General features: G+C 62.8%; 26 protein-coding genes and 1 tRNA gene. 13 read left to right on the top strand and 14 right to left on the bottom strand.

Annotated elements, in window-relative coordinates; translation table 11 throughout:
- Nucleotides 1–85: 85 nt before the first annotated feature.
- Nucleotides 86–1,390 (top strand): sensor histidine kinase, encoded by a 1,305-nt coding sequence (locus JV18_RS0103295; protein WP_033074886.1) that lies wholly within the window; start codon nucleotides 86–88, stop codon nucleotides 1,388–1,390.
- A gap of 4 nt (nucleotides 1,391–1,394) precedes the next feature.
- Here JV18_RS0103295 and JV18_RS0103290 read toward each other — a convergent pair whose 3' ends face one another.
- The gene (locus tag JV18_RS0103290; protein ID WP_033073405.1) at nucleotides 1,395–2,693 is read right to left on the bottom strand and encodes an MFS transporter; all 1,299 of its coding nucleotides are present in this window, start codon (nucleotides 2,691–2,693) and stop codon (nucleotides 1,395–1,397) included.
- A gap of 147 nt (nucleotides 2,694–2,840) precedes the next feature.
- Here JV18_RS0103290 and JV18_RS0103285 point away from each other — a divergent pair, with 147 nt between their 5' ends.
- Nucleotides 2,841–3,488 (top strand): class I SAM-dependent methyltransferase, encoded by a 648-nt coding sequence (locus JV18_RS0103285; protein ID WP_033073404.1) that lies wholly within the window; start codon nucleotides 2,841–2,843, stop codon nucleotides 3,486–3,488.
- 19 nt (nucleotides 3,489–3,507) lie between these two features.
- On the opposite strand, the gene JV18_RS0103280 is transcribed toward JV18_RS0103285, so the two are convergent.
- A complete protein-coding gene (locus tag JV18_RS0103280) occupies nucleotides 3,508–4,701 on the bottom strand; it encodes a phospholipase D-like domain-containing protein (RefSeq protein ID WP_033073403.1) in 1,194 nt (397 codons plus the stop codon).
- Nucleotides 4,702–4,849: 148 nt separating this feature from the next.
- Between JV18_RS0103280 and rpoZ the strand changes: the two genes are divergently transcribed.
- Nucleotides 4,850–5,194 (top strand): DNA-directed RNA polymerase subunit omega, encoded by a 345-nt coding sequence (gene rpoZ / locus JV18_RS0103275; RefSeq protein ID WP_033073402.1) that lies wholly within the window; start codon nucleotides 4,850–4,852, stop codon nucleotides 5,192–5,194.
- A 61-nt stretch (nucleotides 5,195–5,255) separates the two neighbouring features.
- Here the strand turns inward: rpoZ and JV18_RS0103270 are convergent, their stop codons facing one another.
- Nucleotides 5,256–6,047, bottom strand: coding sequence for a helix-turn-helix domain-containing protein (locus JV18_RS0103270; protein WP_033073401.1), 792 nt, complete (start codon nucleotides 6,045–6,047; stop codon nucleotides 5,256–5,258).
- Nucleotides 6,048–6,168: 121 nt separating this feature from the next.
- Between JV18_RS0103270 and JV18_RS0103265 the strand changes: the two genes are divergently transcribed.
- Entirely contained in the window at nucleotides 6,169–6,561 is a 393-nt protein-coding gene (locus JV18_RS0103265; RefSeq protein ID WP_033073400.1) for a hypothetical protein, read from the top strand.
- 10 nt (nucleotides 6,562–6,571) lie between these two features.
- On the opposite strand, the gene JV18_RS0103260 is transcribed toward JV18_RS0103265, so the two are convergent.
- Entirely contained in the window at nucleotides 6,572–7,027 is a 456-nt protein-coding gene (locus JV18_RS0103260) for a universal stress protein (protein WP_033073399.1), read from the bottom strand.
- A 183-nt stretch (nucleotides 7,028–7,210) separates the two neighbouring features.
- Here JV18_RS0103260 and JV18_RS0103255 point away from each other — a divergent pair, with 183 nt between their 5' ends.
- The 4 genes from JV18_RS0103255 to JV18_RS0103240 all read left to right on the top strand — a co-directional run bounded on the left by JV18_RS0103255 (nucleotide 7,211) and on the right by JV18_RS0103240 (nucleotide 12,508).
- Complete coding sequence (locus JV18_RS0103255; protein WP_033073398.1) at nucleotides 7,211–8,500, top strand: pyruvate dehydrogenase complex dihydrolipoamide acetyltransferase; 1,290 nt, start codon at nucleotides 7,211–7,213, stop codon at nucleotides 8,498–8,500.
- A 1-nt stretch (nucleotide 8,501) separates the two neighbouring features.
- Complete coding sequence (gene lpdA, locus JV18_RS0103250; RefSeq protein WP_033073397.1) at nucleotides 8,502–9,917, top strand: dihydrolipoyl dehydrogenase; 1,416 nt, start codon at nucleotides 8,502–8,504, stop codon at nucleotides 9,915–9,917.
- Nucleotides 9,917–11,116 carry a S41 family peptidase gene (locus tag JV18_RS0103245; RefSeq protein ID WP_052071697.1) on the top strand — a complete coding sequence of 400 codons (1,200 nt, stop codon included), beginning with the start codon at nucleotides 9,917–9,919 and terminating at the stop codon, nucleotides 11,114–11,116. Before lpdA ends, JV18_RS0103245 begins: the two co-directional genes overlap by 1 nt.
- A gap of 69 nt (nucleotides 11,117–11,185) precedes the next feature.
- Entirely contained in the window at nucleotides 11,186–12,508 is a 1,323-nt protein-coding gene (locus tag JV18_RS0103240; protein ID WP_033073396.1) for a Xaa-Pro dipeptidase, read from the top strand.
- Between the two features lie 87 nt (nucleotides 12,509–12,595).
- Here the strand turns inward: JV18_RS0103240 and JV18_RS0103235 are convergent, their stop codons facing one another.
- Genes JV18_RS0103235 through JV18_RS0103225 form a run of 3 tightly spaced genes read right to left on the bottom strand, consistent with a single transcriptional unit; the run spans nucleotide 12,596 to nucleotide 15,372 of the window.
- Nucleotides 12,596–13,381, bottom strand: coding sequence for a tyrosine-protein phosphatase (locus tag JV18_RS0103235; RefSeq protein WP_052071696.1), 786 nt, complete (start codon nucleotides 13,379–13,381; stop codon nucleotides 12,596–12,598).
- On the bottom strand, nucleotides 13,378–14,181 hold the full coding sequence (locus tag JV18_RS0103230) for a crotonase/enoyl-CoA hydratase family protein (protein WP_033073395.1): 804 nt from the start codon (nucleotides 14,179–14,181) through the stop codon (nucleotides 13,378–13,380). The genes JV18_RS0103235 and JV18_RS0103230 overlap by 4 nt, the downstream gene beginning before the upstream one ends.
- A 60-nt stretch (nucleotides 14,182–14,241) precedes the next feature.
- Complete coding sequence (locus JV18_RS0103225) at nucleotides 14,242–15,372, bottom strand: CaiB/BaiF CoA transferase family protein (RefSeq protein ID WP_033073394.1); 1,131 nt, start codon at nucleotides 15,370–15,372, stop codon at nucleotides 14,242–14,244.
- A 107-nt stretch (nucleotides 15,373–15,479) separates the two neighbouring features.
- Here JV18_RS0103225 and JV18_RS0103220 point away from each other — a divergent pair, with 107 nt between their 5' ends.
- Nucleotides 15,480–16,817: an alkaline phosphatase PhoX gene (locus JV18_RS0103220; protein ID WP_033073393.1), complete on the top strand. Its 1,338-nt coding sequence runs from the start codon at nucleotides 15,480–15,482 to the stop codon at nucleotides 16,815–16,817.
- Here the strand turns inward: JV18_RS0103220 and JV18_RS0103215 are convergent.
- The 3 genes from JV18_RS0103215 to JV18_RS0103200 form a co-directional block, all read right to left on the bottom strand.
- Nucleotides 16,814–18,064, bottom strand: a complete 1,251-nt coding sequence (locus JV18_RS0103215; RefSeq protein ID WP_033073392.1) for an acetyl-CoA C-acetyltransferase — start codon at nucleotides 18,062–18,064, stop codon at nucleotides 16,814–16,816. The genes JV18_RS0103220 and JV18_RS0103215 overlap by 4 nt on opposite strands.
- Nucleotides 18,065–18,340: 276 nt before the next feature.
- Nucleotides 18,341–19,123 (bottom strand): SDR family NAD(P)-dependent oxidoreductase, encoded by a 783-nt coding sequence (locus tag JV18_RS0103205; RefSeq protein ID WP_033073390.1) that lies wholly within the window; start codon nucleotides 19,121–19,123, stop codon nucleotides 18,341–18,343.
- Nucleotides 19,124–19,221: 98 nt separating this feature from the next.
- Nucleotides 19,222–20,394: an acyl-CoA dehydrogenase family protein gene (locus tag JV18_RS0103200; RefSeq protein WP_033073389.1), complete on the bottom strand. Its 1,173-nt coding sequence runs from the start codon at nucleotides 20,392–20,394 to the stop codon at nucleotides 19,222–19,224.
- 135 nt (nucleotides 20,395–20,529) lie between these two features.
- Here JV18_RS0103200 and JV18_RS0103195 point away from each other — a divergent pair, with 135 nt between their 5' ends.
- Nucleotides 20,530–21,510, top strand: coding sequence for an NAD(P)H-dependent flavin oxidoreductase (locus JV18_RS0103195; protein ID WP_033073388.1), 981 nt, complete (start codon nucleotides 20,530–20,532; stop codon nucleotides 21,508–21,510).
- A gap of 142 nt (nucleotides 21,511–21,652) precedes the next feature.
- Entirely contained in the window at nucleotides 21,653–22,753 is a 1,101-nt protein-coding gene (locus JV18_RS0103190; RefSeq protein ID WP_033073387.1) for a flavin reductase, read from the top strand.
- Between the two features lie 22 nt (nucleotides 22,754–22,775).
- On the opposite strand, the gene JV18_RS0103185 is transcribed toward JV18_RS0103190, so the two are convergent.
- Nucleotides 22,776–22,851 (bottom strand) — tRNA-Lys (locus tag JV18_RS0103185).
- A 43-nt stretch (nucleotides 22,852–22,894) separates the two neighbouring features.
- Nucleotides 22,895–23,416 carry a 2-amino-4-hydroxy-6-hydroxymethyldihydropteridine diphosphokinase gene (gene folK / locus JV18_RS0103180; protein ID WP_033073386.1) on the bottom strand — a complete coding sequence of 174 codons (522 nt, stop codon included), beginning with the start codon at nucleotides 23,414–23,416 and terminating at the stop codon, nucleotides 22,895–22,897.
- A gap of 23 nt (nucleotides 23,417–23,439) precedes the next feature.
- Here folK and JV18_RS0103175 point away from each other — a divergent pair, with 23 nt between their 5' ends.
- Nucleotides 23,440–24,099, top strand: coding sequence for a uracil-DNA glycosylase (locus JV18_RS0103175; protein ID WP_033073385.1), 660 nt, complete (start codon nucleotides 23,440–23,442; stop codon nucleotides 24,097–24,099).
- 9 nt (nucleotides 24,100–24,108) lie between these two features.
- On the opposite strand, the gene JV18_RS0103170 is transcribed toward JV18_RS0103175, so the two are convergent.
- On the bottom strand, nucleotides 24,109–24,456 hold the full coding sequence (locus tag JV18_RS0103170; protein WP_033073384.1) for a GntR family transcriptional regulator: 348 nt from the start codon (nucleotides 24,454–24,456) through the stop codon (nucleotides 24,109–24,111).
- A gap of 54 nt (nucleotides 24,457–24,510) precedes the next feature.
- The gene (locus tag JV18_RS0103165) at nucleotides 24,511–25,128 is read right to left on the bottom strand and encodes a nitroreductase family protein (RefSeq protein WP_052071695.1); all 618 of its coding nucleotides are present in this window, start codon (nucleotides 25,126–25,128) and stop codon (nucleotides 24,511–24,513) included.
- Between the two features lie 185 nt (nucleotides 25,129–25,313).
- Here JV18_RS0103165 and JV18_RS0103160 point away from each other — a divergent pair, with 185 nt between their 5' ends.
- Entirely contained in the window at nucleotides 25,314–26,900 is a 1,587-nt protein-coding gene (locus JV18_RS0103160; protein WP_033073383.1) for a peptide MFS transporter, read from the top strand.
- Nucleotide 26,901: the final 1 nt, after the last annotated feature.

The raw sequence follows: 26,901 nt of genomic DNA, 5'->3' as shown, positions 1-26,901 counted from the left end.
GGCGGCGAGCGGTAAAGAAGGACCGGCAACGGACAGCGTGACCGCGCCTGAGCAACGCCGCATGACCGGATCGCTTGCCCGGCGGATGATCGCCATTGCGGCCATCTGGATATCCGTCCTCCTGATCGGGGGTGGTCTTGCACTCGACCGGGTTTTAACCGGAGCGATCACACGCAATTTTGACTCCAGCCTGGAATATGTGCTGATCGCGATGATCCGCTCGTCCGAAATCGGGCCGGATGGCGAGGTGCGCTTGATCGAACCGTTGGGCGATCAACGTTTTCTGGAGCCCTATAGCGGGCTTTACTGGCAGATCAGCGGCGGCGATCAGGAACCCTATCGCTCGCGCTCCTTGTGGGAGCGCACGCTGGAAGCCCCGACCCCGCATGTCGATGATGAAATCCATACCTATGACAGCGACCAATTTGTCGATGAAGAGCTTCGTATCCTCGAACGCAACGTCATCCTGCCGGGCAGCGAGATCAATTGGCGTTACCAGATTGCTCAGTCGCGTGAGGCGCTGGATGCCCAGATCCGGGCGGTGCGGGCAACCTTGATTCCCAGTCTGGGCCTTTTGGGCCTGGGGTTGATTATCCTTGCAGCGCTTCAGACATTTTACGGTCTCTGGCCGCTGCGCCATATCCGGCGTGCCATCGCGGCGATGCGCGGGGGGCAGCAGCGCCGGATCGTCGCGCCGCTTCCGCTGGAAGTTCAGCCGATGGTCGATGAACTCAACGCCCTGCTCGCACATAATGAAAAGCAGGCCGAGGAAGCGCGGCTGCATGCGGGCAATCTGGCCCATGCGCTCAAGACTCCGCTGACCGTTCTGGTGAACAGCGCGACAGGCCGCGAGTCCGAACTGGCCGCCACCGTGCGGCGCGAAGCGGCGACCATGCAGCGGCAAGTGGAGCATCATCTCGCCCGCGCCCGCGCTGTGGGGCGCCGCGGGGCAGCGCAGGCGCGCGCGCGCGTGTGGGACAGCGTCGACAGCGTTTCCCGCGCGATCAAGCATCTCTACCCGGAGGTGCGGCTCGATGCGGCGGGCGACAAGGACCTGATCGCGCGTGTCGAGCGGCAGGATCTGGATGAACTGGTCGGAAACCTGCTCGAAAATGCGGCCAAATATGGCGGAGGCAGTGTTTTTGCGACGATCGAGGCCGCCGGGCCGATGGTCGAGATCATCATCGAAGATGATGGCCCCGGCATTTCGCCCGCCGACCGGGTGCGGATTTTTGATCGCGGGGTGCGGCTCGACAGCGGCAAGCCGGGCACCGGGCTGGGCCTCGCCATCGTGCGCGATGTCGCCGAAATTTATGGCGGCCAGATCATGCTGGAAGAAAGCGAAGACCTGGGCGGATTGCTCGTCCGCCTCCGCCTGCCTGCGGGATAGGCAATCAGCCCTGCTCTGGCAGTCGCAGCGCGGTCCAGCCCCACAGGAGCAACCACAGGCAAAAGGCCGCCATCAATCCATAGCCCGCCATCGGATGCCAATTATAGAGCGACACGCCGATCGCAGGGGAGACGATATAGGCCGATCCGTTGATCGAGGCTGTCATGCCGGCAACCGCCCCCTGGTCGCGGCGCGGCACCGCAAGCGAGGCGCCGGCGGTAAAGCCCGGACGAAACAGGCCGAACCCCAGCGAGGCAAGTGCAAAACCGATGATGATGCCATGCAGGTCTTGCGAAAGGCCGGTCAGCAGAATTCCCGTTCCGCCAAGCGCCGCCCCAAGCAGCACGGCGGCGCGCGCCGACATTTTGAGGAGGGGTATCAATCCCCATTGCGAAAGAAGCGTGGCAAAGGCCCCCGCCATCAGGACAATGCCCGTGATAGCCGCGCCCTCATCAGGGTTCTGGCGCAGGTGAAGCCGGTCGAGGATCAGAAAGCCGATCACCCCCAGCATCATCGCCTGTGCCTGTCCGCCGAAAAAACCGGCGGCCAGCCATGGCCGGACGCGCGGGTCTTTCCAGCGCAGAGGCTCCGGCGACGGTGGCGCCGCGTTGCTATTCTCTTCCTCCGCCGTCGGTTCGCCGGGGCCTGCGGACAAGGGATAGGAAGCGATGGCACCGCGCGCGGCAAAGCGCGGCGTGTCGTTGGGGAGCCGCCAGCGCAGCATCACGAAGACGATCAAGCCGATCAACGCAAAGGCGAACATCGGTCCCGCCAGCCCCACGATCGGCAGGATGAAGAAAGGCGCGACCGCAGGGCCGATGACGGTTCCGAGTCCAAAGGAGGATGAGACAAGTGACAGCGCCTGGGTGCGCTCTTCCGGATCGGTACGCGCGGCGACATAGGCCTGGACGGCAGGCGGCGCTGCAGAGCCGAGGCCGCCGTAAAGGCTGCGGAACAGGGCAAAGGCGATGAACGTGGCTCCCGCCGCGATATAGCCATTCAGTCCCGCCCACAGCACGACGCCGCATAGCGCCATGGAGGCCATAAACCCGGTCACGCCCAGCGCCATCAGCGCGCGCCGACCGCGCTTGTCCGACTGGCGTGCCCAATGCGGGGCCGTCGCCACCCACAAGAGCGCCGACCAGCTGAAGGCCAGGCTCACCCACACATCCGGAATGTTCAACTTGGTGCCGATGGCCGGCAAAATCGACTGCATCGCCGTATTGCCCGCGGCAGCGACCAGCATCACGGCAAAAAGCACGGCCATGCGATCGGCAGGGATCGAACGCGATGCGGTTGTCACTGCGCCCTCCTTTCACGCCAGTCGTCGCAGGCCTGCCTCCTCCTACAGCGCAAGGCGTGGCTGTCCAGTGTCCATTCTACTCTCCCCCTTGCGCGAGCGCGTTGATTTTGCCACGTCTTTGGCAACCGCAACAACGCGAAAGCCATCATGACTCATCCGCGGGCGCAGGCCCAAGACACAAAGACCGCGCTTTCCAAGAGGGTGAGAGCGCGGCTCCAACGTTTTTTCGGCCCGTGGGGCATGTTTGTGCGCGGCTTTATCAAGCATCCAGTGATGGTGGGCTCGATCGTCCCCTCCTCGCCGACCCTCATTCGCCACATGCTGCGCCCGGTGGATTGGAAAAATACCCGGCTTTTCGTTGAATATGGCCCGGGTGTGGGCACTTTTTGCCGTCCCGTTCTTGAACATCTGCCCGGCGATGCGACGCTGATCGCCATCGACACCAATGAAGATTTCGTCGAATATCTCCGCAAGGATATTCGGGACAGCCGCTTCATCGCCGTTCATGGTTCGGCAGCGGATGTTGAAAAAATAATTGCAGATCAAGGGTTTGAGCATGCCGATTATATCTTGTCGGGCCTGCCTTTCTCTACTCTGCCTACCGGGGTGGGACCGGCCATTGCGGCGGCGACCCATCGGGCGCTGCGCCCCGGAGGAGCTTTTCTCGTCTACCAGTTTCGCGCGCGTGCCCGCGACTTCCTTGCGCCGCATTTCGCCCGGATCGACAAGGGGTTTGAATGGGTGAACGTCCCGCCCTGTTTCCTCTTCTGGGGCTGGAAAGACAAAGCAGACTGAAACGGGCTTAAGACGGCGCTCATAACTCCGTTTCCGGATCGGCGGTCAGGCCGAAATTCAGCCGCCGTGTCACCGTATAATCGGCAACCCCCACGACAAACCAGGCAAGCGCCCAGCGCAGCCGTGTCAGCCATCCCGCGCGCGCGCGGTGGCTGGCAGGGGTCAGCACATTGCATTCATTCTTCATGTTCAGGATGAAGTCCCGCATCTGAGCGGCGAAATCGGCGTCGACGACGCGCAGCATCAGCTCGACATTCAGGAAAAGGCTCCGCATGTCGAAATTGGCCGTGCCGATATACACGATGTCGTCGATGACGATCAGCTTCATATGAAGGCGGCAAGCGCGATATTCCCACACCGCCGCGCCCTTGCGGAGCAGATAGCCATAAAGGAGGCGGGAGGCGCCGATGGTGGCGGCATTGTCTGACTGGCCCGCCATGACAAAGCGCGCCTCGCCCCTGCGAGCTAGGCGGCCCAGCCGACGCAGCATGCCTTGTCCCGGCGAGAAATAGGCCATCGCCATGTTCAGCCGATTTCCATTCTCCATATCGTGCCGCAGTGTGCGCGCCCAGGGCGACAGCCGTTCGGTCGGCCCGCCGACCAGCCAGGTCAGCGCGCCCTGATCGACGGGCCAGCGACGGATCAGACGTCGCAGCATCAAAAGCTTTCCGTCATGGTCGCGGCAATAATCATGGATATTCTGAAACCAGCGCGTCATCTGCCGCACCGAGGGGCCTTGCACGATCAGCCCGAGGTCGAACCAGCAGTCGCTCCGGTCATCGCTCAAATAGGGGGCGGCGATATTGAAGCCGCCGCTGACGGCAATTTCATCATCAATCACCAGCAATTTCTGGTGATTGCGGATCAGGTAGCTTGACCGCCATTTGCGCGAGAAGAAGAGTATATTCCCCCCGGCGGCGCGAAGGGGTTCGAAACTGGCGTCGCTGGTGTCTGCTGATCCGAAGCTGTCGATGATGGCACGCACGCGCACGCCCCGCCGGGCCGCGCGGACAAGCGCCTCCAATATCGGCGCGCCCGCCTCATCGGCCTGGAAAATATACATGATCAGGTCGATGCTGTGCTTCGCGCCATCTATCAGCTGCAGCAAGCGTTTGAAACGTGCCTCACCGCCGGGGATGATTTCCAATCGGTGCTCCGCTACCTGCGCAATCAGCGTGTCGCCCAATGCAAAAGGGAGGGAGGGGGCCGTCATCCCCGCCTCAATAGGATGAGCGGTCCATCGGCAGCAAGGCCGCTCTCCTTCAAGAGGGGCTTTTATTGACATTTCAGCCATGCATTGATAGCGCGCAGCGCTTGCTGCCATGCGCAAAGCTGGCTCCTGCCCCATTTAAGGAATTATTATGGCCCGCGTTACCGTCGAGGATTGCGTCGACAAAGTTTCCAATCGCTTCGATCTGGTGCTGCTTTCGGCCCATCGTGCCCGTGAAATCTCGGGCGGCTCCGAACTGACCGTGGATCGGGATCGCGACAAGAATCCGGTCGTGGCGCTCCGCGAAATTGCTGAGCAGACGGTCCGCCCGGCGGATCTGAGCGAATCGCTCGTCGTTTCGCTCCAAAAAGTGGTGATCGACGATGACGACACGCCCGATGAAATCAGCTCGATCAGCCGCTCGGCTGAAGCGCTGCGCCTGACCGCAGCCGCGCCGCCGCGCAGCGCCGCGAGCGCCGGGCCCGACTTTGAATAGGTCGCGCTGCACAAACTGACGCATGAAAAGGGTCGCGACAGGGTCGCGGCCTTTTTTGCTTCTAAGCCCCGCCCAACCGACGCAGCAGTGCGCTGCTTTCGGCATCAGCGGGGAAAAAGGCCTCAATTGCCAGTTCGGACAAGGTAATATCGACCGGCGTGCCGAAAATGGTGGTGGTCGATACAAAGCGTATCTGTCCAGCGATACTGTTCAGGACCAGCGGCACGGCAATTCCGTGCCGATGATATTCGGCATTATCATTCGCTTCACAACCATAGCCCGCCAGTTCGGCGCGTAGCGCGCTCAATTCGGCATCGGCGCTGGCATCAATCTGTTCGTCGAGCCGCGCCAATATATGGTTTCGCCATTCGCCCAGATTGACGATCTGCGGCGCCAGCCCGTCGGGATGGAGCGCCAAACGCAGGACATTGACCGGTGGTTCGAGCAGAGCCGCGGCGACCTGTTCGGTCAACAGCGCCACAGCATCATTTGCGGCGATCATATTCCAATGCCGGTCGACCGCCAGCGCGGGATAGGGCTCATGACCCTTCAGCACATGTTCCACGACGGCCCTCATCGCCTGCATCTCGGGGCTGTCCAGCGAACGCTCGGGATAGCGCGGCGCATAGCCTCCGGCGAGGAGCAGGGCGTTTCGCGCACGATGGGGCATTTGCAGCTGCGTCGCCAGCCGTTCGATCATTTGTGCGCTTGGCTTCGCGCGGCCCGTCTCGATGAAGCTCAGATGACGGGTCGAAATTTCGCTTTCCAGCGCCAGATCCAACTGGCTCATCCGGCGCCGCGTACGCCATTCGCGCAATTGTGCGCCTAGCGAGTCCGTCTTTGGAACATGCATGGCCTGTTTCCTTTCCGAGAAAGGTTAGGGCGTTGGCAGCGCAAACTCCATTACCTGTGGCGTAATAGACCAGCCGAAGAATTTGCGGGACATGGTCGGCGTTGACTGAAGGAGATTAGCCATGCCGACCCTCAATCTAAAACAAATCCTCGCGCTCGACGCGATCAGCTGCCTTGTCATGTTTCTGCTTTGCCTGTTTGCAACATCGCTGATATCCAGCCTGACTGGCTTGCCCGCCATCGTGCTGACGGTTGCGGGTTGGATTCTGTTGGCGTCCGCCGCGATCATGGCGACCGTTGCGCTGCAAGCACCCGCGCGCGCGGCGGGCGTTCAGTTGATCGTCCTTGGCAATCTGCTGTGGGTGGCGGCGAGCGTGCTCCTTGCCTTCTTCTTCTGGCCCCAGCTTACGCCCCTGGGTGTCATCATAATCGCGGCGCAGGCTGCTGCTGTCCTGCTCTTCGCCTGGGGAGAAGCCAAGGGTGCGGCCCGGTTGAGCGCGGTATCCCCCGCTTAGGCCGCTGGGTTCAGCTTACCGCGTCCAGCCGCGCGACATCGATGCCGCCGGGCACAATCATCACCGGGCAGGGCAGCGTGCCTGCATCATGCCCGGTGAAATGCGCAACGAGCGGCCCCGGCGCCCCGCTGGCGGTGGTTCCCAGCACCAGCGCAGTGATGTCATAATCGCCGTTCAGCAACTCGCGCACCACCTCGGCGGGCTTGCCCGATTTCACCATCACCTGCGAGGAAACATTGCCTTCCTGCGCGACCGCTTCGGCGGCATCGGCGACCAGTTTTTCGGCATGTTCGCGCGCTTCGGCCTCGATGGTGGCCTGAGCCCCGCTGAAAGCCAGGAAATCCTGTGGCTCGATCACGGCCAGCACCATTACCCCGGCCCCGGTCCGCGCCGCTCGCCGCGCTGCAAAGCGCAGCGCCAGCGAGGATTCCGGGCTGTCATCCACGACGACCAAATAGGTTCGCACCCTCGATACCCCTTGTTTCCGCGCGATGGCGCGCCTCTTTGCAGGCAGATTGCGTCACATTCGTATGAAAGGCAAGTTTCCCCCGGTGGACCTTGACGCAAGCCATGATAATGGGGAGGGAGAAACCGTAACGGCAATCTGCCGTATACGCCGCCTGCAAGAGTGACGAGGACGAACCCCAGAATGTCGATCGAACTGAAAATGCCCGCTCTTTCCCCGACGATGGAGGAAGGAACCCTTGCCAAATGGTTGGTGAAGGAAGGCGATAGCGTCCAGTCGGGCGATCTGCTGGCGGAAATTGAAACCGACAAGGCAACAATGGAATTTGAAGCCGTCGATGAAGGCACCATCGCGCAGATTCTGGTGCCCGAAGGGACTGATAATGTAAAAGTCGGCACCGTGATTGCAATCATTGCAGCCGAGGGTGAGGATGCGAGCAAGGTCAAGGCCGCTCCGGCGCCTGCCCCGGCGCCCGCAGCCAAGGAGGAAGCCAAAGCGGCTCCCGCGCCTGCTGCTCCCAGCGCGTCGCCTGCTCCAGCTCCAGCGCCGGCGCCCACCCCCGCTCCGGCACCCGCCGCATCGGGCGAACGCATCAAGGCGAGCCCGCTTGCCAAGCGCCTGGCCGCCGAACGCGGGATTGACCTGTCGACCCTGACCGGCACCGGCCCCGGCGGCCGCATCGTCAAGGCCGATCTGGAAGGCGCTTCTGCTGCGGCACCGGCGCAGGCCAGCGCGGCGAGTGCTCAGGCTCCTGCGGCCCCGGCGCAACCGTTCGAGACCGATATTCCGCACAGCGCAGAAAAGCTCAGCAATATGCGCAAGACAATTGCGCGCCGCCTGACCGAGGCGAAGCAGACGATTCCGCATATCTATCTCACTGTAGACATTCAGCTCGACAAGCTGCTCAAGCTGCGCGGAGAGCTGAACGCGGCGCTGGAACCGCAGGGCATCAAGCTCAGCGTCAACGACCTGCTTATCAAGGCGCTGGCCAAGGCGCTGGTGCAAGTTCCGTCCTGCAACGTCAGCTTCGCGGGCGACCAGCTTATCCGTTATGAGCGCGCCGACATTTCGGTGGCGGTCAGCGTCCCGGCGGGTTTGATCACCCCGATCATCACCCACGCCGACAGCAAGGCGATCAGCGCCATCTCGACCGAGATGAAAGAGCTTGCAGGGCGCGCCAAGGAAGGCAAGCTGCAGCCGCATGAATATCAGGGCGGCACCGCCAGCATCAGCAATATGGGCATGTTCGGTATCAGCCAGTTTGACGCGGTGATCAACCCGCCGCAGGGCATGATCATGGCGATTGGCGCAGGTGAAAAACGCCCGTGGATCGTCGACGACGCCGTTTCGATCGCCACCATCATGTCGGCCACCGGCAGCTTCGATCACCGCGCCATCGACGGCGCCGACGGCGCGCAACTGATGCAGGCGTTCAAGCAGATTGTCGAAAACCCGCTGGGACTGGTGGCATAAGATGGCAGACACCAACTACGACCTCATCGTCCTTGGTTCGGGCCCCGGCGGCTATGTTGCGGCGATCCGGGGTGCCCAACTCGGCCTGAAAACCGCGATTGTCGAGCGAGAATTGCTTGGCGGCATCTGCCTCAACTGGGGCTGTATTCCGACCAAGGCGCTGCTGCGTTCGGCGGAAATCTATCATTATATGCAGCATGCGAAGGATTATGGCCTAACCGCAGCCAATATCAGCGCCGATATCGAAGCGGTGGTCAAGCGCTCGCGCGGCGTCGCAAAGCAGCTCAATCAGGGTGTCACCCACCTGATGAAGAAGAACAAGATCGCTGTTCACATGGGCACGGGCACGCTGACGGCGCCGGGCAAGCTGGAGGTGAAGGGCGAGAAGGGCAGCGAGACGCTGACCGCCAAGCATATCATCGTCGCCACCGGCGCACGCGCGCGCGACCTTCCCTTTGCGCCCGCCGACGGCAAGCGCATCTGGACCTATCGCCATGCGATGACGCCGCCCGAAATGCCCAAGAAATTGCTCGTTATCGGGTCGGGGGCCATCGGGATCGAATTTGCAAGCTTCTACAATGACATGGGCGCCGACGTTACCGTCGTCGAAATGCTCGACCGCATTGTCCCGGTCGAGGACGCTGACGTGTCCAGCTTCCTCGAAAAATCGCTGAAGAAGCAGGGCATGACCATATTGACCGGCGCCGGGGTCGAAGAACTGAAGGCGGGCGCGAACGGCGTTTCGGCCAAGATCAAGACAAAGGATGGCAAGGTTCAGGCGGGCGAATATAGCCACGCCATCGTCGCCATCGGCATCGTCCCCAACACCGAGAATATCGGGCTGGAGGCGCTGAAGGTCAAAACGACCAAGGGGCATATCGACACCGACCCCTATTGCCGCACCAATGTAAAGGGGCTGTGGGCGATCGGCGATGTCACCGCGCCGCCATGGCTTGCGCACAAGGCGAGCCATGAAGGGGTGATCGCCGCCGAAGCCATCGCGCAGGAACTGGGCAACAAGGATGTCCACCCACATCCGATGGATGCGCGCAACATTCCGGGCTGCACCTATTGCCATCCGCAGATCGCTTCGGTCGGCCTGACCGAGGCCAAGGCGAAGGAAGCGGGGCACGAGGTCCGCGTCGGCAACTTCCCCTTCATCGGCAATGGCAAGGCGATTGCGCTGGGCGAGGCCGAAGGTTTTGTGAAGACCGTTTTCGACGCCAAGACCGGTGAACTGCTCGGTGCGCATATGGTCGGCGCTGAGGTCACCGAGATGATCCAGGGCTATACCATCGGCAAGACTGCCGAACTGGTCGAGGAAGATTTCATGCACACGGTCTTCCCGCACCCGACGATCAGCGAGGCGATGCACGAAAGCGTCCTCGCAGCTTATGGGCGCGTGCTGCACGTCTGATGGCTGTTTCCTCTCCGATCGCGGCGGCACTGTTTTTGTTCGCCGCCGCGACCGACCCCGTGGATACGCCCGACTATGCGGGCGATGCCCGTGCGCTCGATCAGATGATCCTGGATTATTATGCTTATCCAGAGCATTTGCCCGAGGGCAGGTTGCCGGATTCGGCAAAGCTGGCGGAAGAGCGCGCGGCCGTCCATGACCACCGTTCGCTGCTTGCTTATGCGGAACGGCGTATCGCTTCGCTGGCGGATCATCATGCCATCACCGGGGCGTCCTTTGCCGACAGCTGGGCGGTGGTGCCAACCTATGGCGATCTGTGGATATCCCCGGACGGATCGCATTACCGGGTCGAAGCTGTGCGCCCCGGCAGCCCCGCCGCCAAGGCGGGTATCGCGGTGGGAGATCGGCTGATTGCCGTTGACGGCGTTCCGGTGGACCGCGCCATCGCTTCCTATTGGGAGGCGATGGGGCTGAGCGCCGATGGGGGCGTGCGCGCCGGTTATGCGGCGCGGATGCTTGTCGCCGGACGCCGCGACCGCGATCGTGACCTCAGCTTTGCGCGCGGCGGCAGGGAATGGCGGGTGAAGCTGACCAGCCTCTATGCGCTGCCCGCAGAAGATCATGCTTCACCCGTCAGCGTGACGCGCGAGGCCAATGGTGCCTATGCCATTCGCTATCATAATTCGCTGGGGGATAATGCGGCCATAGCCGCTTTTGACGCTGCCCTTGCCACTGTTCCCGCAGACGCCCCGGTTGTAATCGACCTGCGCGATACGCCCAGCGGCGGGAATACCACGGTAGCGCGGGGCGCCATGGGCTGGTTTGTCAACCAGCCGACCGCCTATCAGATCCATAATCTGCCCTCCGAAAAGCGCGAAACCGGTATTGAGCGTCAATGGGTGGAACAAGTGCTGCCGCGGGTGCAGGCGGTCCGGCCCAAGCCTGTGGCAGTCCGCGTCGGACGATGGACGGGCAGCATGGGCGAAGGCATGGCGATTGGCTTCGCGGCGATGGGTGTACCCGTCTGCGGCGACCGGATGGCGGGGCTGCTGGGCGCGATTTACGACTTTCCGCTTCCGTCCAGCGGAATGGTGGTCAAATTTCCTGCCGAGCGCCTTTATTCCGTGAATGGACAGCCGCGGGAAGAGTTTCAGCCTATCCCGGCTGGCAAATGTCCGGTGCCTTTCCCCGGCGAGTGACTTTCAACTATCCGAAGGCGCTGCGCTCTGCCATTCCTGTTGGAAGCTGAAATGAGAGACGGAGCGGATATGCGGTTTCATGCCAAGTCAGGCGGGATTCTATGGGGAATTGCTTTCGGGATCGCTGCTCTAGCGGGGGCGGCTGACGCATCCGCAGCGGCGGGGCAGGGCCGTGTCATCACGGCTGCCCGCTATATAGATGTACTCACCGGCAAAATGGTCGAACATCCCGCGATTTTCGTGGGGGTCGACGGGCGCATTACCAGCATCGCTGATGCACGTACGGTGCGCTGGGGGCAGGATGTCACCCATATAGACCTGGGGGAGCGCACGCTCCTTCCGGGACTGATCGACATGCATGTTCATCTCGACGGTCCCGCCGACATCGGCGGTTATCGCGGACTGGGCTTTACGGACAGTTTCTGGGGTATGACGGCGGTGCAAAATGCGCGCGACATGCTGAGCGCCGGCTTTACGACGGTTCGCAATGTCGGCTCGCGCGACCGCAATGACATCGGGCTGAAGCAGGCGATTGATGCGGGCTATGCGATGGGGCCGCGCATCGTCCCGGCGGGCTATGCGCTTGGCGCGACGGGAGGCCATTGCGACAGCACATTTCTGCCTCCCAGCCTTGAAAAAGCGCATAAGGAGGAAGGGATCGGCGATACTCCCGACGAGCTGCGCTATCAGGTGCGGCGGCAGCGCAAATATGGCGCCGAAGTCATCAAGGTTTGCGCGACCGGCGGGGTCTTTTCGCGCAATACCGAACCGGGACAGCTGCAGGTCCCCGAAAAGGAACTGCGCGCCATTGCGGACGAAGCGCATCAATGGGGCCTCCGCGTTGCCGCGCACGCCCATGGTGCGGAGGGAATACGCGCAGCGATAGCGGCGGGGATCGACACGATCGAACATGCCAGCCTGGTCGATGACGAGGGGATTCGCATGGCGGTTGCGCGCCAGCGGCCCGTCTGGTTCGCGATGGATATTTTCAACACCGAATATACCCAAGCCGAAGGCGCGAAAAATGGTGTGCTGGAGGATAATCTTCGCAAGGACCGCGAGATTGCCCAGATTCAGCGCGACAATTTCCGCAAGGCGCACCGCGCGGGCGTTCGCATGGTCTTTGCCTCCGACGCCGGGGTGATGCCGCATGGCGATGTCGCCGGACAATTTCGCGTGATGGTCGAATATGGGATGACGCCGATCCAGGCAATACAGGCCGCAACCCGCAATGCTGCGGAAGCTTTGGGTCGCGAACGCGATCTCGGTGCCATCGCTGTGGGTCGCTATGCGGATATCATCGCCGTCGACGGAGATCCCCTCGCCAATATTCGCGCGCTGGAAAACGTCGATGCGGTGGTGAAGGGCGGGGTGCAGGTCAAGGGAAACTGACGCGCCGTCGCCTGGGTAAACCGGGACGCCCGCAATCTTGTCTCATGCCTTTGGCTGCCCGCGCCTTCGCGGGGGCGACGCCAGGGTTCAGACGAGCAGCTTGTCCATAATGGCTTCGCGCATGGCGGGGGTCAGGTTCAGCACCGCCTCGGCATAGCCCGCGACATCGCCATGGTCGCGGCGCACCGTCGCCATGGCGGCATCGAGAAAGGCAGGATTGACCGACATCAGCATGCGGATCGCCTCGTCGCTGATTTCGCGGCCATAGCGCGCGCGGATATGCGCGCCGCCCTGCGCGATGCGTTCCTCAATCTTTCCCGCCCTATTGGTGAGGAGATAATCCTGCATCACATCATCCTCATGCACGCCAAGTAGCCGGTGGACGATGGCGACGGCAAAGCCGGTGCGATCCTTGCCCGCCACACAATGGACGAGGCTGGGCGCATCATATTCGGCCAGCGCCGCGAGATAGAGGCGTAAGGTCGCCACCAGCACGGGTCGATAGGGCATGCCGGCATAAGTGTCGATCATTCGCGCCCGCGCCGTCTCGACGTCGATGGCGCCCTTGGCGGCCTGCAAATGTGGGGCAAGGCCTGCCGTATTGCCCTCCGCGAACAGGACGCGCGCCGAAAAGCCTTCGGGGCGGCGGCAGGGGTGAAGCGCGCGCTCGTCATCACCGCGCAGGTCGACGACGGTTTCCAGCCCCAGCGCGTCTATGGCCACAAGATCATCATCGGTCGCCGCTTCATGATGCGCGGAGCGCCATAACAGGCCCTCGCGCACTCGCCCGCCACCATCGACGGCATAGCCGCCATAATCGCGGAAATTATGCACCCCCGACAGCGGCAACACACGCTCGCTGGACATCGTCATTCTCCCGTAAACACTGGCGCGCGCTTTTCGATAAAAGCGTCAATGGCCTCGCGATTATCGGCGGTTTCATGGACAATCGCCTGATAGGCGGCGCTGAGTTCGAGGATATCGCTCATCCGGCTATGCTGCGCCTCGCGAAGCAGCCTTTTGGTCAGGCGCAGCGCGCGCGGCGGATTGCACACGATCCGCTCTGCGATGGCAATGGCGCGGTCGAGCAGTTCGGCATCGGGCACGACTTCGGTGACGAGGCCAAATTCCTTTGCGGCGGCGGCGTCGAAACGGTCGCCGGTCAGGAAAAGCTCGGCAGCGCGGGGATAGCCCAGCACTTTCTGGAGCAGCCACGCCCCGCCATCGCCGGGGACGATCCCGACCTTGACGAAGCTGCAGGCGAATTGGGCGCTTTCGGCGGCGATACGAATGTCGCAGGTGCAGGCCAGATCAGCGCCCAGCCCGATGGCATGGCCATTGACCGCCGCGATCATCGGAATTTCGCAGTCCATCAGCGCGCGGATCACCGCCTGCACGCCCTTGCGATAATTGCTGCGCGTCGAATCGGGCTGGTCGAGCACGCCGATTCCCTTGCGTTCCTTCATACCCTTCAGATTGCCGCCCGCGCTGAAGGCCTTGCCGCGACCGGTCAGAATGATGGCGCTGACCCCGCGATCCTCGCCCAGCGCGGCAAGGGTCTGGATGATGTCCTGGCAATCCTCATGCGTACCGATGGCGTTCATGCTTTCGGGCTTGTCCATCGTCAGTATGGCAATTTTGCCCCGCCGTTCGACACTCAGAAATTCACCCATTATCCTTATCCTTTCCCGGCGGTGGCCGGATCATCCTTATAGCAGAAGTCTGCCCAAAGCTCAGCGCACCGCGCCGGCATCGCGTAATTCTGCGCAGCGGGCGGCGTCATAGCCGAGTTCGGTCAGCAGCGCATCGCTGTCGGCGCCCACCACGGGCGCGGCCCTGGGCGGATCGGTTTCGGTCGCCGAATAGCGGGGGGCAGGGGCGGGTTGGACGGCGCCGCCGATGGTTACGAAAGTGCCACGTGCGATATTATGCGGATGCTCTGGTGCCTCTTCGAGTGACAGGATGGGGGCAAAGCAGATATCGGTCATCTCCATGATTTCACACCATTTATCGCGGGTCTTGGTCGCGAACAGCGCCGCCAGCTTTTGCTTGAGATGGGGCCAGCGGGCCGGATCAAGTTGCACATCGAAGTCCGGATCCTTGTCGAGCCCCGTTTTTTCGCGGAGTAGCGCGTAAAATTGCGGCTCGATCGACCCGATGGAGATATATTTGCCATCGGCGCAGGCATAGCTGTCGTAAAAATGCGCACCGCCGTCGAGCAGGTTGACGCCGGCCTCATCCTTGAGCCGCCCCATCGCCTTGAAACCCCAAGTCATGCCCGCGAGCAGCGCCGATCCGTCGGTCATCGCGCAATCAATCACCTGACCTTCGCCCGTTCGGGCCGCATGGAGCAAGGCGCTGACCATGCCGAAGGCAAGCATCATCGCCCCGCCGCCGAAGTCGCCGACATAATTGACCGGGGGCACCGGTTTTTCGCCCGCGCGCCCAATGCCATGCAGCACGCCCGACAGCGAAATATAGTTGATGTCATGGCCCGCCGCCTGCGCATAAGGGCCATACTGGCCCCAGCCGGTCATCCGCCCATAGACAAGGCGGGGATTGTCGCCGAGCAGCACGTCGGGGCCAAGCCCCAGCCGCTCCATCACGCCGGGGCGATAGCCTTCGATGATGGCATCGGCGCTTTTGCAAAGGTCGCGCGCGACGTCGATCGCCCCCGGGGCCTTCATATCGAGCGCTATCGAGCGGCGGTTCCGCGACAGGGGATCGCGCGGATCAAGCTGCGCGCCGGGACGGTCGATGCGGATCACCTCCGCGCCATGGTCGGCGAGCATCATCGCGCAAAAGGGGCCGGGACCGATGCCGGCAAATTCGATGATCCTGAGGCCCATTAGCGGTCCAGCCATGAAAAACTCCTTCGTTCGCGGGCGACAAAAGTGTCGCCATATTGTCTTTGATTTGTCCCAAAGGCCGTGCAGTGCGTCCTATCAGGAAAAGAGGGAGAAGGTCTGACATGCTCAATCGCCGCCATTTCGCCGGGGCCGCTTTGGCCTTTGCCGGGCTTGCCACACAAAGCCGCGCCGCCGCCAGCGGCCTGATGGCGACCACGCCCGGCTATGGCCCCTTGCAGCCGGACCCGGCGGGATTGCTCGATTTGCCGCCGGGCTTTTCTTATCGGACTGTTTCGCAGCTTGGGCAGAAGATGAGCGACGGCCTGCTGGTGCCCGACCGCGCCGATGGCATGGGCTGTTTTGCGCTGGACAAGGGGCGCATCGCGCTGGTTCGCAACCATGAATTGCAGCCGCGCCACCGGGCGAAGGGCCCCTTTGGCGAAAGTGCGATCAACCCGGCAGAGGCATTCGACAGCCGCGATGGCGCGGCGCTGCCCGGCGGGACGACGACGCTGGTGCTCGACCCGGCCAGCCTGACGGTGGAACAGGAATATCTCAGCCTCGTCGGGACGATCCGCAATTGCGCGGGCGGGGTTACACCGTGGAACAGCTGGCTGACCTGCGAGGAAAGCGTCGATGGCCCGGAGGATGGCGTGGGGCAGCCGCATGGCTGGATGTTCGACGTTCCCGCCGATGCGGGCAAGCTGGTCAAGGCGGAGCCGCTGAAGGCGATGGGCCGCTTTAACCGCGAGGCGGCGGCGGTCGATCCGCGCACCGGCATTGTCTATATGACCGAGGATCGCTCCGACAGCCTCTTTTACCGCTTCCTTCCCGATGTGCCGGGCTCGCTGCAGCGCGGCGGACGCCTGCAGGCGCTCGCCCTTCATAACCGGAGTTTTCGCGACAGCCGCAACTGGGAAGGACAGGCGATGCAGCCGGGAAGCTGGCATTTCGCCGACTGGATCGACCTGGATAATCCCGAAAGCCCCGCCGATGATTTGCGTACGCGCGGCGCGGCCAAGGGCGCGCTGGTCTTTGCGCGCGGTGAAGGCGTGCATTGGGGCGAGGATGAGCTTTATTTCACCTGCACCTCCGGCGGGCTCGCCAAACAGGGGCAGATCATGCGCTATCGCCCGTCGCGCCACGAAGGGACGGCGGCGGAAAGCAAACTGCCGGGGCGGCTGCAGCTCTTCCTTGAATCGACCGACCGCGCGCAATTCAGCTTTGGCGACAATCTCACCGTGGCGCCGAACGGCCATCTGATCGTCTGCGAAGACCAATATGATGATGTCGTCGACAATCATCTGCGCGGCGTCACTCCCCATGGCGAAGTCTATGCCTTTGGCCGGATAAGGGTGCAGACCGAACCGGCGGGCGTGTGCTTCTCGCCCGACGGTTCGACCATGTTCGTCAATCTGTACAGCCCGACGCGCACGCTTGCGATCCGCGGTCCTTTCTAAAGACGCTCGATGATGATCGCCGGGGCCATGCCCCCGGCGGCGCACATGGTGACAAGGCCATAGCGCCCGCCTGAGCGTTCAAGCTCGTCGAGCGCGGTGCCGATCAGGATCGACCCCGTCGCGCCGATCGGGTGGCCGAGCGCCATGGCGCCGCCATTGATGTTGACCTTGTCACGCGGCAGGTCGAGGTCGCGGATGAATTTTTCCGCGACGACGGCAAAGGCCTCGTTGATTTCCCAGACGTCGATATCGTCCCTGGTCAGACCCGCTTTTTCGAGCACCTTTTTCGCCGCCGGAACCGGGGCGTTGAGCATCAACGTCGGATCATCGCCGATATTGGCATAGGCAACGATGCGCGCGCGGGGTTTGAGCCCATGTTTTTCGGCATAGGCTTTTGACGTCAGCAGCAGCGCGGCGGCGCCGTCGACCACGCCCGATGAATTGCCCGCATGGTGGAAATGCTGGATGGTGAGATCGGGATAGCGCCGGTTGATCTGCTTGCGAAAGGTCAGCCCGCCACCCATGTCGAAATCGGCGAGCGCGGCAAAGCTGGGCTTGAGCGCGGCCAGCCCTTCGGCGGTGGTTTCGGGACGCGGAAATTCCTCACGATCGAGCGCGATGCTGCCGTCGGGGTTCTTCACCGGCACGAGCGATTTGGCAAAGCGGCCTTCCTTGATCGCGTGGTTGGCGCGCTGCTGGCTGACGAGCGCCAGCGCGTCGAGCGCCTCGCGGCCGATGCCTTCGATGGTGGCAATGGCGTCGCCGCAGACGCCCTGATGCGATTGTGGGTGGATTTCGTCGAGCGCTTCATGCCCCGATCCCATCAGGCGCGGCGGCAGGCCGGCGTTGGCCTGCTCGGCGGCATAGGCGCTGGTATAGCTCATCATCTCGGTCCCGCCCGCGATGACGCAATCTTCCATGCCGCTCATCACGCTGGCCGCCGCGAAATTGACCGAGCTGATCCCGCCGCCGCAGAAACGGTCGAGCGTCGTCCCGCTCGCCTTTATGTCATAGCCCGCCGACAGCGCCGCCATGCGGCCAAGGTCGCCGCCCTGCTTGCCATTTTGCGAGGAAGTGGACCAGACAATGTCATCGACGGTCGCGGTGTCGAGATGATTGCGGTCGCGGATCGCGGCGAGCACCGTCGCGGCGAGATGCTGGGGGTGAAGATGCGACAGGGCGCCCTTGCCCGGCTTGCCAATCCCGCGCGGGGTGCGAACGGCGTCGATAATATAGGCTTCGGCCATGATGGGGTCCTTCTTCAACAATGAGAATGGGTTGATTGGGGCAGCTTTCGTTCTGACCCGCCTTCAACTCCCGTTCGTGTCGAGCGAAGTCGAGACACGCCGCGACATTGCGCTGGGCCCGATAGGCATCTCGACTTCGCTCGATGCGAACGGTTGGGGGAGCGGGGGGTATTGCGCTGCCATGCGAATCGCGTCGTGCAGCTTCGCGACACTGTGCGGGCCCCGATGGGTGTCTTGACTTCGCTCGATGCGAAGGGGGAGGGGGCGTGGCGAGGGTCAACGCGGTGCCATGCGGATTGCGCCGTCGAGGCGCACCGACTGTCCGTTGAAATAGCTGTTGCGGATCATTTCCATGGCGAGGCTTGCATATTCCTCCGCCTTGCCCAGCCGCTTGGGGAAGGGGACGGAGGCCTCGAGGCTGGCCTTCACCTTGGGGTTCATATTGCCGAGCAGCGGCGTTTCGAACACGCCGGGCATGATGGCATTGACTCTTATGCCAAGTTCCATCAGGTCGCGCGCCATGGGCAGGACGAGGCCGTTCACCCCCGCCTTGGCGGATCCATAGATGACCTGTCCGATCTGGGCATCCTGCGCCGCGACCGAGGCGGTGAAGATGATCGCCCCGCGTTCGCCATCGGCAAGCTCGGGCAAGCTCGCCATGCCCTCGGCGGCGACCGAGCCGATGCGATAGCTGGCGGTCAAGATTCCGGCGACGCCAAATTCATAATCCTCGGTCGGCGTGCGGCGATAGCGCCCGCTTTCCTTGTCAAAGGCGAGCGTCTTGCCGCGCCGCGAGGTCATGGCGCAGTGGACGCAGATACGCTCCTGCCCATGAGCATCGCGCGCCTTGGCAAAGCCATCGAGCACCGATTGTTCGTCGGTGATATCGACGTGGACGAACAGCCCGCCGATCGACGTCGCGACCTCCTGGCCCAGCGCATCATTGATATCGAAAATGGCCACTTTCACACCCGCCGCCGCCAGCGCTTCTGCCGTCGCCCGGCCCAGCCCCGATGCGCCGCCTGTGACAATGGCGGCAGTGGTGGAATCCAATTTCATCACCCGGCTCCTCTCGCTTCTTTTTGGTCAGATGATCGAACGTTAACGTAAACGTCAAGCATTTTGGTGGAGCAGGCCATGGCTGCCCCCGCGTGCTGTTAAGCGGGTTGCGCCGCCTTCCAGTCGCGCTTCACCTTTTTCGCGAGGCTCCATTTGTGCACTTCGGTGGGGCCGTCATAGATGCGGAAGGCGCGAACCTCGCGGAACACCTGTTCGACGATCGTCTTGTCGCTGACCCCGGTGCCGCCCATGATCTGGACGCAGCGGTCGGCGATCCGCATCAGCGCCTCTGACACCGCGACTTTGGCCATCGAGCTTTCGGCGGTGCCCAGCGATCCGCCGTCGAGCACGCCGGCGCACCAGTCGATCATCAACTCGGCCTGTTTGATGTCGATCAGATTTTCCGCGAGCATGAAACCGACGCCTTCATGGTCGACCAGCGGCTTGCCAAAGGCGTGGCGGCGATTGGCGTAATCGGTCGCAATCTCGTTCGCCCGGATGCAGGCGCCGAGCCAGCGCATGCAGTGGGAGAGGCGCGCCGGGGCCAGTCGGATCTGCGCGAGGCGGAACCCGTCGCCTGCTTCGCCCAGCATCTGGTCGGCGGGAACGCGCAGATTGTCGATGATCACCGTCGCATGGCCCCCCGGCATCGAGGTGTCGATGGTGTTGGGCACATGTTCGATGCGGATCGCCGGGTCGGGCAGGTCGACGAGGAACAGGCAGGCGCCTTCCTCGGCCTTGGCCATGACAATCCCCACCGATGCGCCCTCGGCGCCGGTGATGAAACATTTGCGGCCGTTGATGACCCAATGATTGCCGTCGATCCGGCAATGCGTTTGCATCATCGAGGGGTCGGAGCCCGCGCCGCCCTCTTCGGCAGGCTCGGTCATGAAAAAGGCGGAGCGCGTGCGCCCCGACACCAGCGGATCGAGAAAGCGCCGCTTATGCTCGGCGCTTCCGACCTTGCCGAGCAGATACATATTGCCCTCGTCGGGCGCCATGGTGTTGCAGGCGAGGGGGCCGAGCGGTGACAGGCCGCTGCGGATCAGCACTTCTGCGGTTTCGCGCTGGTTCAAATGGCTGCCATCGTCCAATATGTGCGGCGTCAATACACCCGCGGCGCGCGCCTTGTCGCGCATCTCCATCACCAGCGCGTCGGTCGGTGCGCCATGATGATCGCGGCGGGTATCCTGCTCATAGGGAATGATGCTTGTCCGCACAAAAGCCTCGACCCGGTCGGCGATCTGGCGTGCGCGGTCGGAGATGGTCATGCGATTCCCTTTGATGTCTAACTATCTTGCCACTCAACCCGACGTTGACGTAAGCGTCAAGTTATTTCATGACGAAGCTTCGCGGAGGCCGTAGCGTCCGCCCACGAGCATTACCGACAGGAACAGGGGAGAGGCATGGCTTTCAAGACGCGCATTACCGAGATGCTGGGCATCGAACATCCGATCGTGCAGGGCGGGATGCAAAGCGTGGGCTATGCCGAACTCGCCGCCGCTGTCTCCAATGCCGGTGGTCTTGGCATTTTGACCGCGCTGACTCAGCCCAGCCCCGATGCGCTGCGCGACGAGATCGAGCGCTGCCGCGCGATGACCGACAAGCCCTTTGGCGTGAATATGACCGTTTTTCCGACGATCAATGCGCCCGATTACAAGGGCTATGCCCAGGCCATTATCGACGGCGGGGTCAAGATTGTCGAAACGGCGGGGACGCAGGCGGTGCGCGAAATATGGGAGATGCTGAAGCCCCATGGCGTCACCATCCTTCATAAATGCACCGCCGTTCGCCATGCACTGTCCGCCGAGCGCGCGGGCTGTGACATTATTTCCATCGACGGTTTCGAATGCGCGGGCCACCCCGGCGAGGATGATATTCCGGGGCTGATCCTGATTCCCGCGGCGGCGGACAAGGTGAAAATACCCTTGCTGGCATCGGGCGGCTTTGGCGATGGGCGCGGGCTCGTCGCTGCGCTCAGCCTCGGGGCCGAGGGGATTAATATGGGCACGCGCTTTTGCGCGACGCAGGAAGCGCCCATCCATGACAATGTAAAACAGGCCTACGTCGACAATGACGAGCGCGGGAGCTTCCTCATCTTTCGCAGTCTCAAGAACACCGCGCGCGTCGGGAAAAGCGCGGTCAGCGAAGAAGTGGTCCGCCGCCTCGAAAAACCGGGCGCGAAATTTGAGGATGTCGCCGAACTGGTGAATGGCAAGGCGGGGCGCGAGCTGCTCCAGACCGGCGATTTGACCAAGGGCGTTTTCTGGGCGGGCATGGTGCAGGGGCTGATCCACGATATCCCGACCTGCCAGCAATTGATCGACCGCATCATCGCCGAAGCCGATGCGATCGTCGACCAGCGGCTCGCAGCCTTTCGCCGCTGACCCTCGTCCCACCGATTTCCGGCCAAAAATGACCCCGGTGCGGCTGGCGCGCGCCGGGGTCATTCGATATGGGTTGGCTTCCATTGATTGATCCAGCTCATATCGTCGCCCTTGGGACGGCGGCGGGAACGAAGGGGTTTTCTTGACCGATTTCCATTTCAAGGGGTTTGGCGGCGCGCGCCTTCTTGCCGAGCAATGGGGCGATGAGAATGATCCGCCGGTGCTGCTCGTGCCCGATGCGGGAGAAGGGCGCGCAAGCTGGCGTGATGTGGCCGAGGCGCTGGTGCTTTCCGGGCGCCGCGTGATCGGCATCGATCTGCGCCAAAGCCGGACACCGTGGAATGCCGAAACCCTCTCTGTCCATGTCGAGGATCTGCGCGCCGTGCTGGCGCAGATGGGGTCACGCCCCGCCGTCGTCGCCGCGCGCGGCGCCGGGCGGATCGCCGCGCGGGCGCTCTCTCCCGACGGGGCGCATCTGGCCGCGGGTCTCATCCTCGTCGATATGCCCGAGGATGGCGCCCTGCTCAGCGACAAGGTTGCGCCCCAGCTTTCAGTGCCGACGCTGGTGATGCGCGGGGGGCTGGCGCCGGCCGAATGCAGCGATGCCAGCGACGCGCTGGTGGCGGCGCTGCCTGTTGGCGAATGCGCCCAGATTGACGAAGCCGATGTCGATCATGCCAGCGACCGGCGCGAAGCCTTGCTCGGTCAGCTTCTTTCTTTCCTCGAACGGCACCAGCCGCGCGAGGCGATGGAGTTCAAGGCGGGGTCGGACCCGCGCACCCTGCGCGACGCCATGGGCTGTTTCGCGACCGGTATCACCATCGTCACGGCGCTTGATGACAGCGGCACCCCGGCAGGGCTTACGGCGAACAGCTTCACCTCGGTCTCGCTCGATCCGCCCCTGCTGCTCGTCTGCATCGCCAATAGCGCGGGCACCGCGCCGCTGCTCCGTGCGGCGGATCATTTCGGGGTGAATGTGCTCCAGATAGGGCAGCAGCCCGCCTCTAACCGCTTTGCCACCAAGGGCGAAGATCGTTTCTCCGGCCTGCCCTGGGCGCCGGGCGAGACCGGCGTGCCGCTGCTCGGCGGGTCGCTCGTTTCCTTTGAATGCCAGCGCGAGGCGGTGCATGAGGCCGGCGATCATTTCATTCTCGTCGGGCGCGTCGTGCGCGCGCAATTCGAACCGCACCGCGATCCCTTGCTCTATTTCCGGGGAAAATACCGTCGCCTCCACTTCGCCTGACGGGCGGAAAGGGGAGGCGCGGTGGTGAGCCCTGCTGGGTTCGAACCAGCGACCTACTGATTAAAAGTCAGTTGCTCTACCGACTGAGCTAAGGGCCCATCGGGGTGGGGCATGGCCTTCACCCGTGATGCGCGGTCGCACCTAGAGCGCCGATGGCTCGCGGTCAACCGGCTTTGCTCGAAGAAGTTGCATGTGATGCTGCCTTATGGTCCGCCCGCTGACCGGATGGCGCCAATTGGGGACGATAGCGGCCAGCGGTCCCAGCACGAAAAGCCGCTGTGTCAGTTGTCCGTGCGGGACGGTCAGATGCGCATCGCTCCATATGCCTTCCGACCAGAGCAGCAGGTCCAGATCCAGCGTGCGTGCGCCCCAGCGCTGCCCGCGTCGCCGCCCGAATCGTGCTTCAATCGTCTTCAGCCGTTCCAGCATGGCGGGCGGGTCGAGCCGCGTCGCGACGAGCATCGCAGCATTGGCGTAACAGCGGCGCGAAGGACCAAGCGGTTCGGTGATGGCTATGGCGCTTGCATCCACGGCTTCGATCCCTTCGGCCTCGATCGCGGCCATCGCGGCCAGCAGCACCCTGCGCGGGTCGCCAAAGCGCGCATGGCGGCGATTGGAGCCTAGGCCGATGGCATAAAGGGGCAAGGGGCTTGCGTCGGACATGAGCGCGCTCCTATCCCCACAGCATGACGAACGCCAGCCCGCTTGCCGCCGCTGCGCCGCCGCGTGAATGCGGCCGTTGTCCCCGGCTGGTAGATTTGCGCGAGGATTGCCGTCGGCGCTACCCCAACTGGTGGAATGCGCCCGTTCCCGCTTTCGGCGATCCGCGGCCATGGCTTGCCATCATCGGCATGGCGCCGGGTCTGCGCGGCGGCAATCGCACAGGTCGTCCCTTTACGGGCGACTTTTCCGGCGAGATATTATTCGCAACGCTTGCGCGCTTCGGCTTTGTTCAGGGGGCTTATGGAGGCGGGGCGGATGACCATGTTCGTCTTTGCGGCGCGGCGATCCTGAATGTCGTCAAATGCCTTCCGCCGCAAAACAAGCCGCGTCCCGACGAAGTCGCAAATTGCCTGGATTATTTCCTCGCTGAACTGGCAGCGCTTCCGTCGGCGCGTCTTCTTTTGACGTTGGGGCGTATTGCCCATGACGGTCTGCTGCGCGCGCTTGGTTTGCGACTCGCTGCCTATCCTTTCAGCCACGGCGCGGTCCATCGCTTGCCGGATGGCCGGTTGCTGATCGATAGCTATCATTGTTCGCGTTATAATATGAACACGCGGCGGATGACGCCCGCGATGTTCGACGCGATTTTTGAAAAGGCGCTGGCGCTCAAGCCCGGCGGTTAGTACAGGCGATCAGGCGTCGGTGAGCTTGAGCAATTCGCGCGCATCAAGGCCGATGCGCTGCATTTGCTCGGCCACGGGGGGCCAGATATTGGTCAGGAAATCCTCGCGCATCAGGTTGCGAAGCCGCTCGGTCGCGCCGGCAGCGACAAACATGCCGACCCCGCGCTTGACCGTGACCAGTCCTTCATCCTGAAATGTCTGATAGGCCTTGGCGACCGTCAGCGGATTGGCCCCTTCTTCGGCAGCCAGCGCCCGAACCGACGGCAGCATGTCGCCATCGCCATAGGTGCCATCCAAAATGGCATTGGCGATCACGTCGCGGAGGCGCTGATAGACGGGCTTGGACTGATCGATCATGCTGCCTTAATGCCATAAGACAGCAGGGCAGTCAAATCGCGGCGTTTCAAAAATTTAACCGCCTCGGCTTCCGACAGGATCGGCGTCCGTCCCGTCGTCCCAGGCCTGAACAATGTCATCAAAAGCCGGGCGCGGCCTTTCCTGAAGCGGTTGCGCGGGGGTGCCGAAGAAGAAAAATCCGACGATCCGGTCGACCTCTCCCGCCCCGAACGCCGCGGCGACGTCGCTGTTAAAAGCAGCCCACCCGGTCAGCCAGCTTCCGGCATAACCATGGGCATGGGCGGCATGGAGCAGGTTCATCCCCACCGCGCCTGCCGATAATTGCTGCTCCCACAGGGGGATTTTGCTCGGCTGCACCGGTGTTGACAAGAGCACGAGCAAAGCGGGCGCCTGATGCGCAAACTGCTCCAGCGGCGCAAGGTCCTGACCCGCTGCGCCGGGGCGTTCGGCGATCCATGCTTTTTTGAGCAGAGCCGCAAAAGCGCCGCGTTGATCGTCAGCGACCGTTACGATCCGCCAAGGCGCCAGCTTGCCATGATCGGGGGTGCGCAGCGCCAGTGTGATAATGCGTTCCAGCTCCGCCATGTCGGGGCCTGGGGCGACGAGGTCGCGGGCCTTTCCGGATCGGCGAGTGGCAAGATGGGAGAGAAGCGAAGATGTGTCGTTGAACATGCTTGCCCTGTGAACCTTCGCTCCCTGCGATGCAAGTGTTGCGATTCATTCGCAACACTCTGCAAAACCGATAAGCGGTTTCAAACGCAATTAGATTCTTCCCATACGCAATTTAGACGCTAGGTTGCCCCGATCCGCCCCCGCCAGAGGGGCCATGCACGATGTCTTCCAGGGAAAGGGTCGCCATGACCAAAGCCTATGCCCAGCACGGAGATGAAGCCGGAACCTTCTTCGGCCATCCCAAGGGGCTGTTCGTCCTCTTCTTCGCCGAAATGTGGGAACGTTTCTCCTATTACGGGATGCGCGCGCTTCTCATTTTTTACCTGACCAAGCATTGGCTGTTTTCGGACGGCGAAGCGGGCGTCATCTATGGAGCCTATACCGCGCTCGTTTACATCACGCCCGTTCTTGGCGGCTATCTGGCCGACAAATGGCTGGGGCAGCGAAAGGCGGTGCTCTACGGCGCGGTGCTTTTGACCTTTGGCCATTTTATCATGGGGTTCGAAGGCGATGGCGGGCAAAATGCCGCCGATTTGAATGTTTTCTGGCTGGCGCTGGCCTTTATCATCGTCGGCTCGGGCTTTCTGAAAGCCAATATCTCGGTGATCGTGGGACAACTTTATCCGCGCACAGACGTACGCCGCGACGGCGCCTACACCATCTTCTATATGGGGATTAACCTCGGCGCCTTCTTTGGGTCGCTGCTTTGCGGCTATCTCGGCGAAACCTATGGCTGGGCCTATGGCTTTGGCGCGGCGGGCGTGGGCATGTTGCTTGGCTTGATCGTTTTCGTCTGGGGCAAGCCCTATCTTCTGGGCCGGGGCGAAGCACCCGATCCCGTCAAGCTTGCGTCGCCCGTCATGGGCATCAAGCTGGAATGGCTGCTGTATATCGTCGGCATTCTGGCCGTCGGTGTCTGCTGGTGGATGGTCCAGAATCAGGCGATTGTCGGTACCGTGCTGGGGATCGCTGGCGCAATTCTCGTGGCCTATGTCATCTATACAGCCGTGCTCAAACTGCCGTCGGAGGATCGCGACCGGATTTTCGCGGCGCTCTTCCTCATTCTTGGCTCGATCCTTTTCTGGGCCTTGTTCGAACAGGCCGGATCGTCGCTCAACCTCTTCACCGATCGCCACGTTGATCGTGCGGGTGTTCCGGCTTCGATGTTCCAGTCGCTCAATGCTGCCTATATTGTCCTGCTCGCTCCGCTGTTCGCGGCGCTGTGGACCTGGCTTGGCCGCCGGGGGTGGGAGCCTTCGGCGCCAGCCAAATTCGGTCTGGCGATGCTCCAGCTCGGGCTGGGCTTCCTTGTCCTCAAATGGGGCGCCGAGGCAGCGGGCATGGGTAATCTGACGCCCGTACTCTTCATCTTCCTGATCTACCTCCTCCACACGACGGGTGAGCTTTGCCTGTCGCCGGTGGGGCTGAGCGCGATGAACCGGCTTGCGCCTGCCCATATGGCGAGCCTGATCATGGGGACCTGGTTCTTCGCCGCGGCCACCGGCAATTTCGCTTCGGGCCTGATCGCGGCAGCGACGGGATCGGAACATGCGAGCGGAGAGGGCGCGGGCAAGGAGCTTGTGCTTGATGTCTATCAGACCGTTGGTTTGTGGGCGATCGGCTTTGGCGTGCTGGTGATCCTAGTGTCACCGCTCATCCGCAAGCTGATGCACCTCGACACGCTGCGCGATGCGGAAGAGGAACTGGCTGGCCAGAATGAGCTTGCCGAACCTCAGGCTGCGGGCACGCATCCCGAACCCAAGGGGGCGTGAC

The organism is Sphingopyxis sp. MWB1 (genome assembly GCF_000763945.1).
Classification (GTDB): domain Bacteria; phylum Pseudomonadota; class Alphaproteobacteria; order Sphingomonadales; family Sphingomonadaceae; genus Sphingopyxis.
The sequence above is the reverse complement of the archived record's forward strand: the minus strand, read 5'-3'. Positions and strand labels throughout refer to the sequence as shown.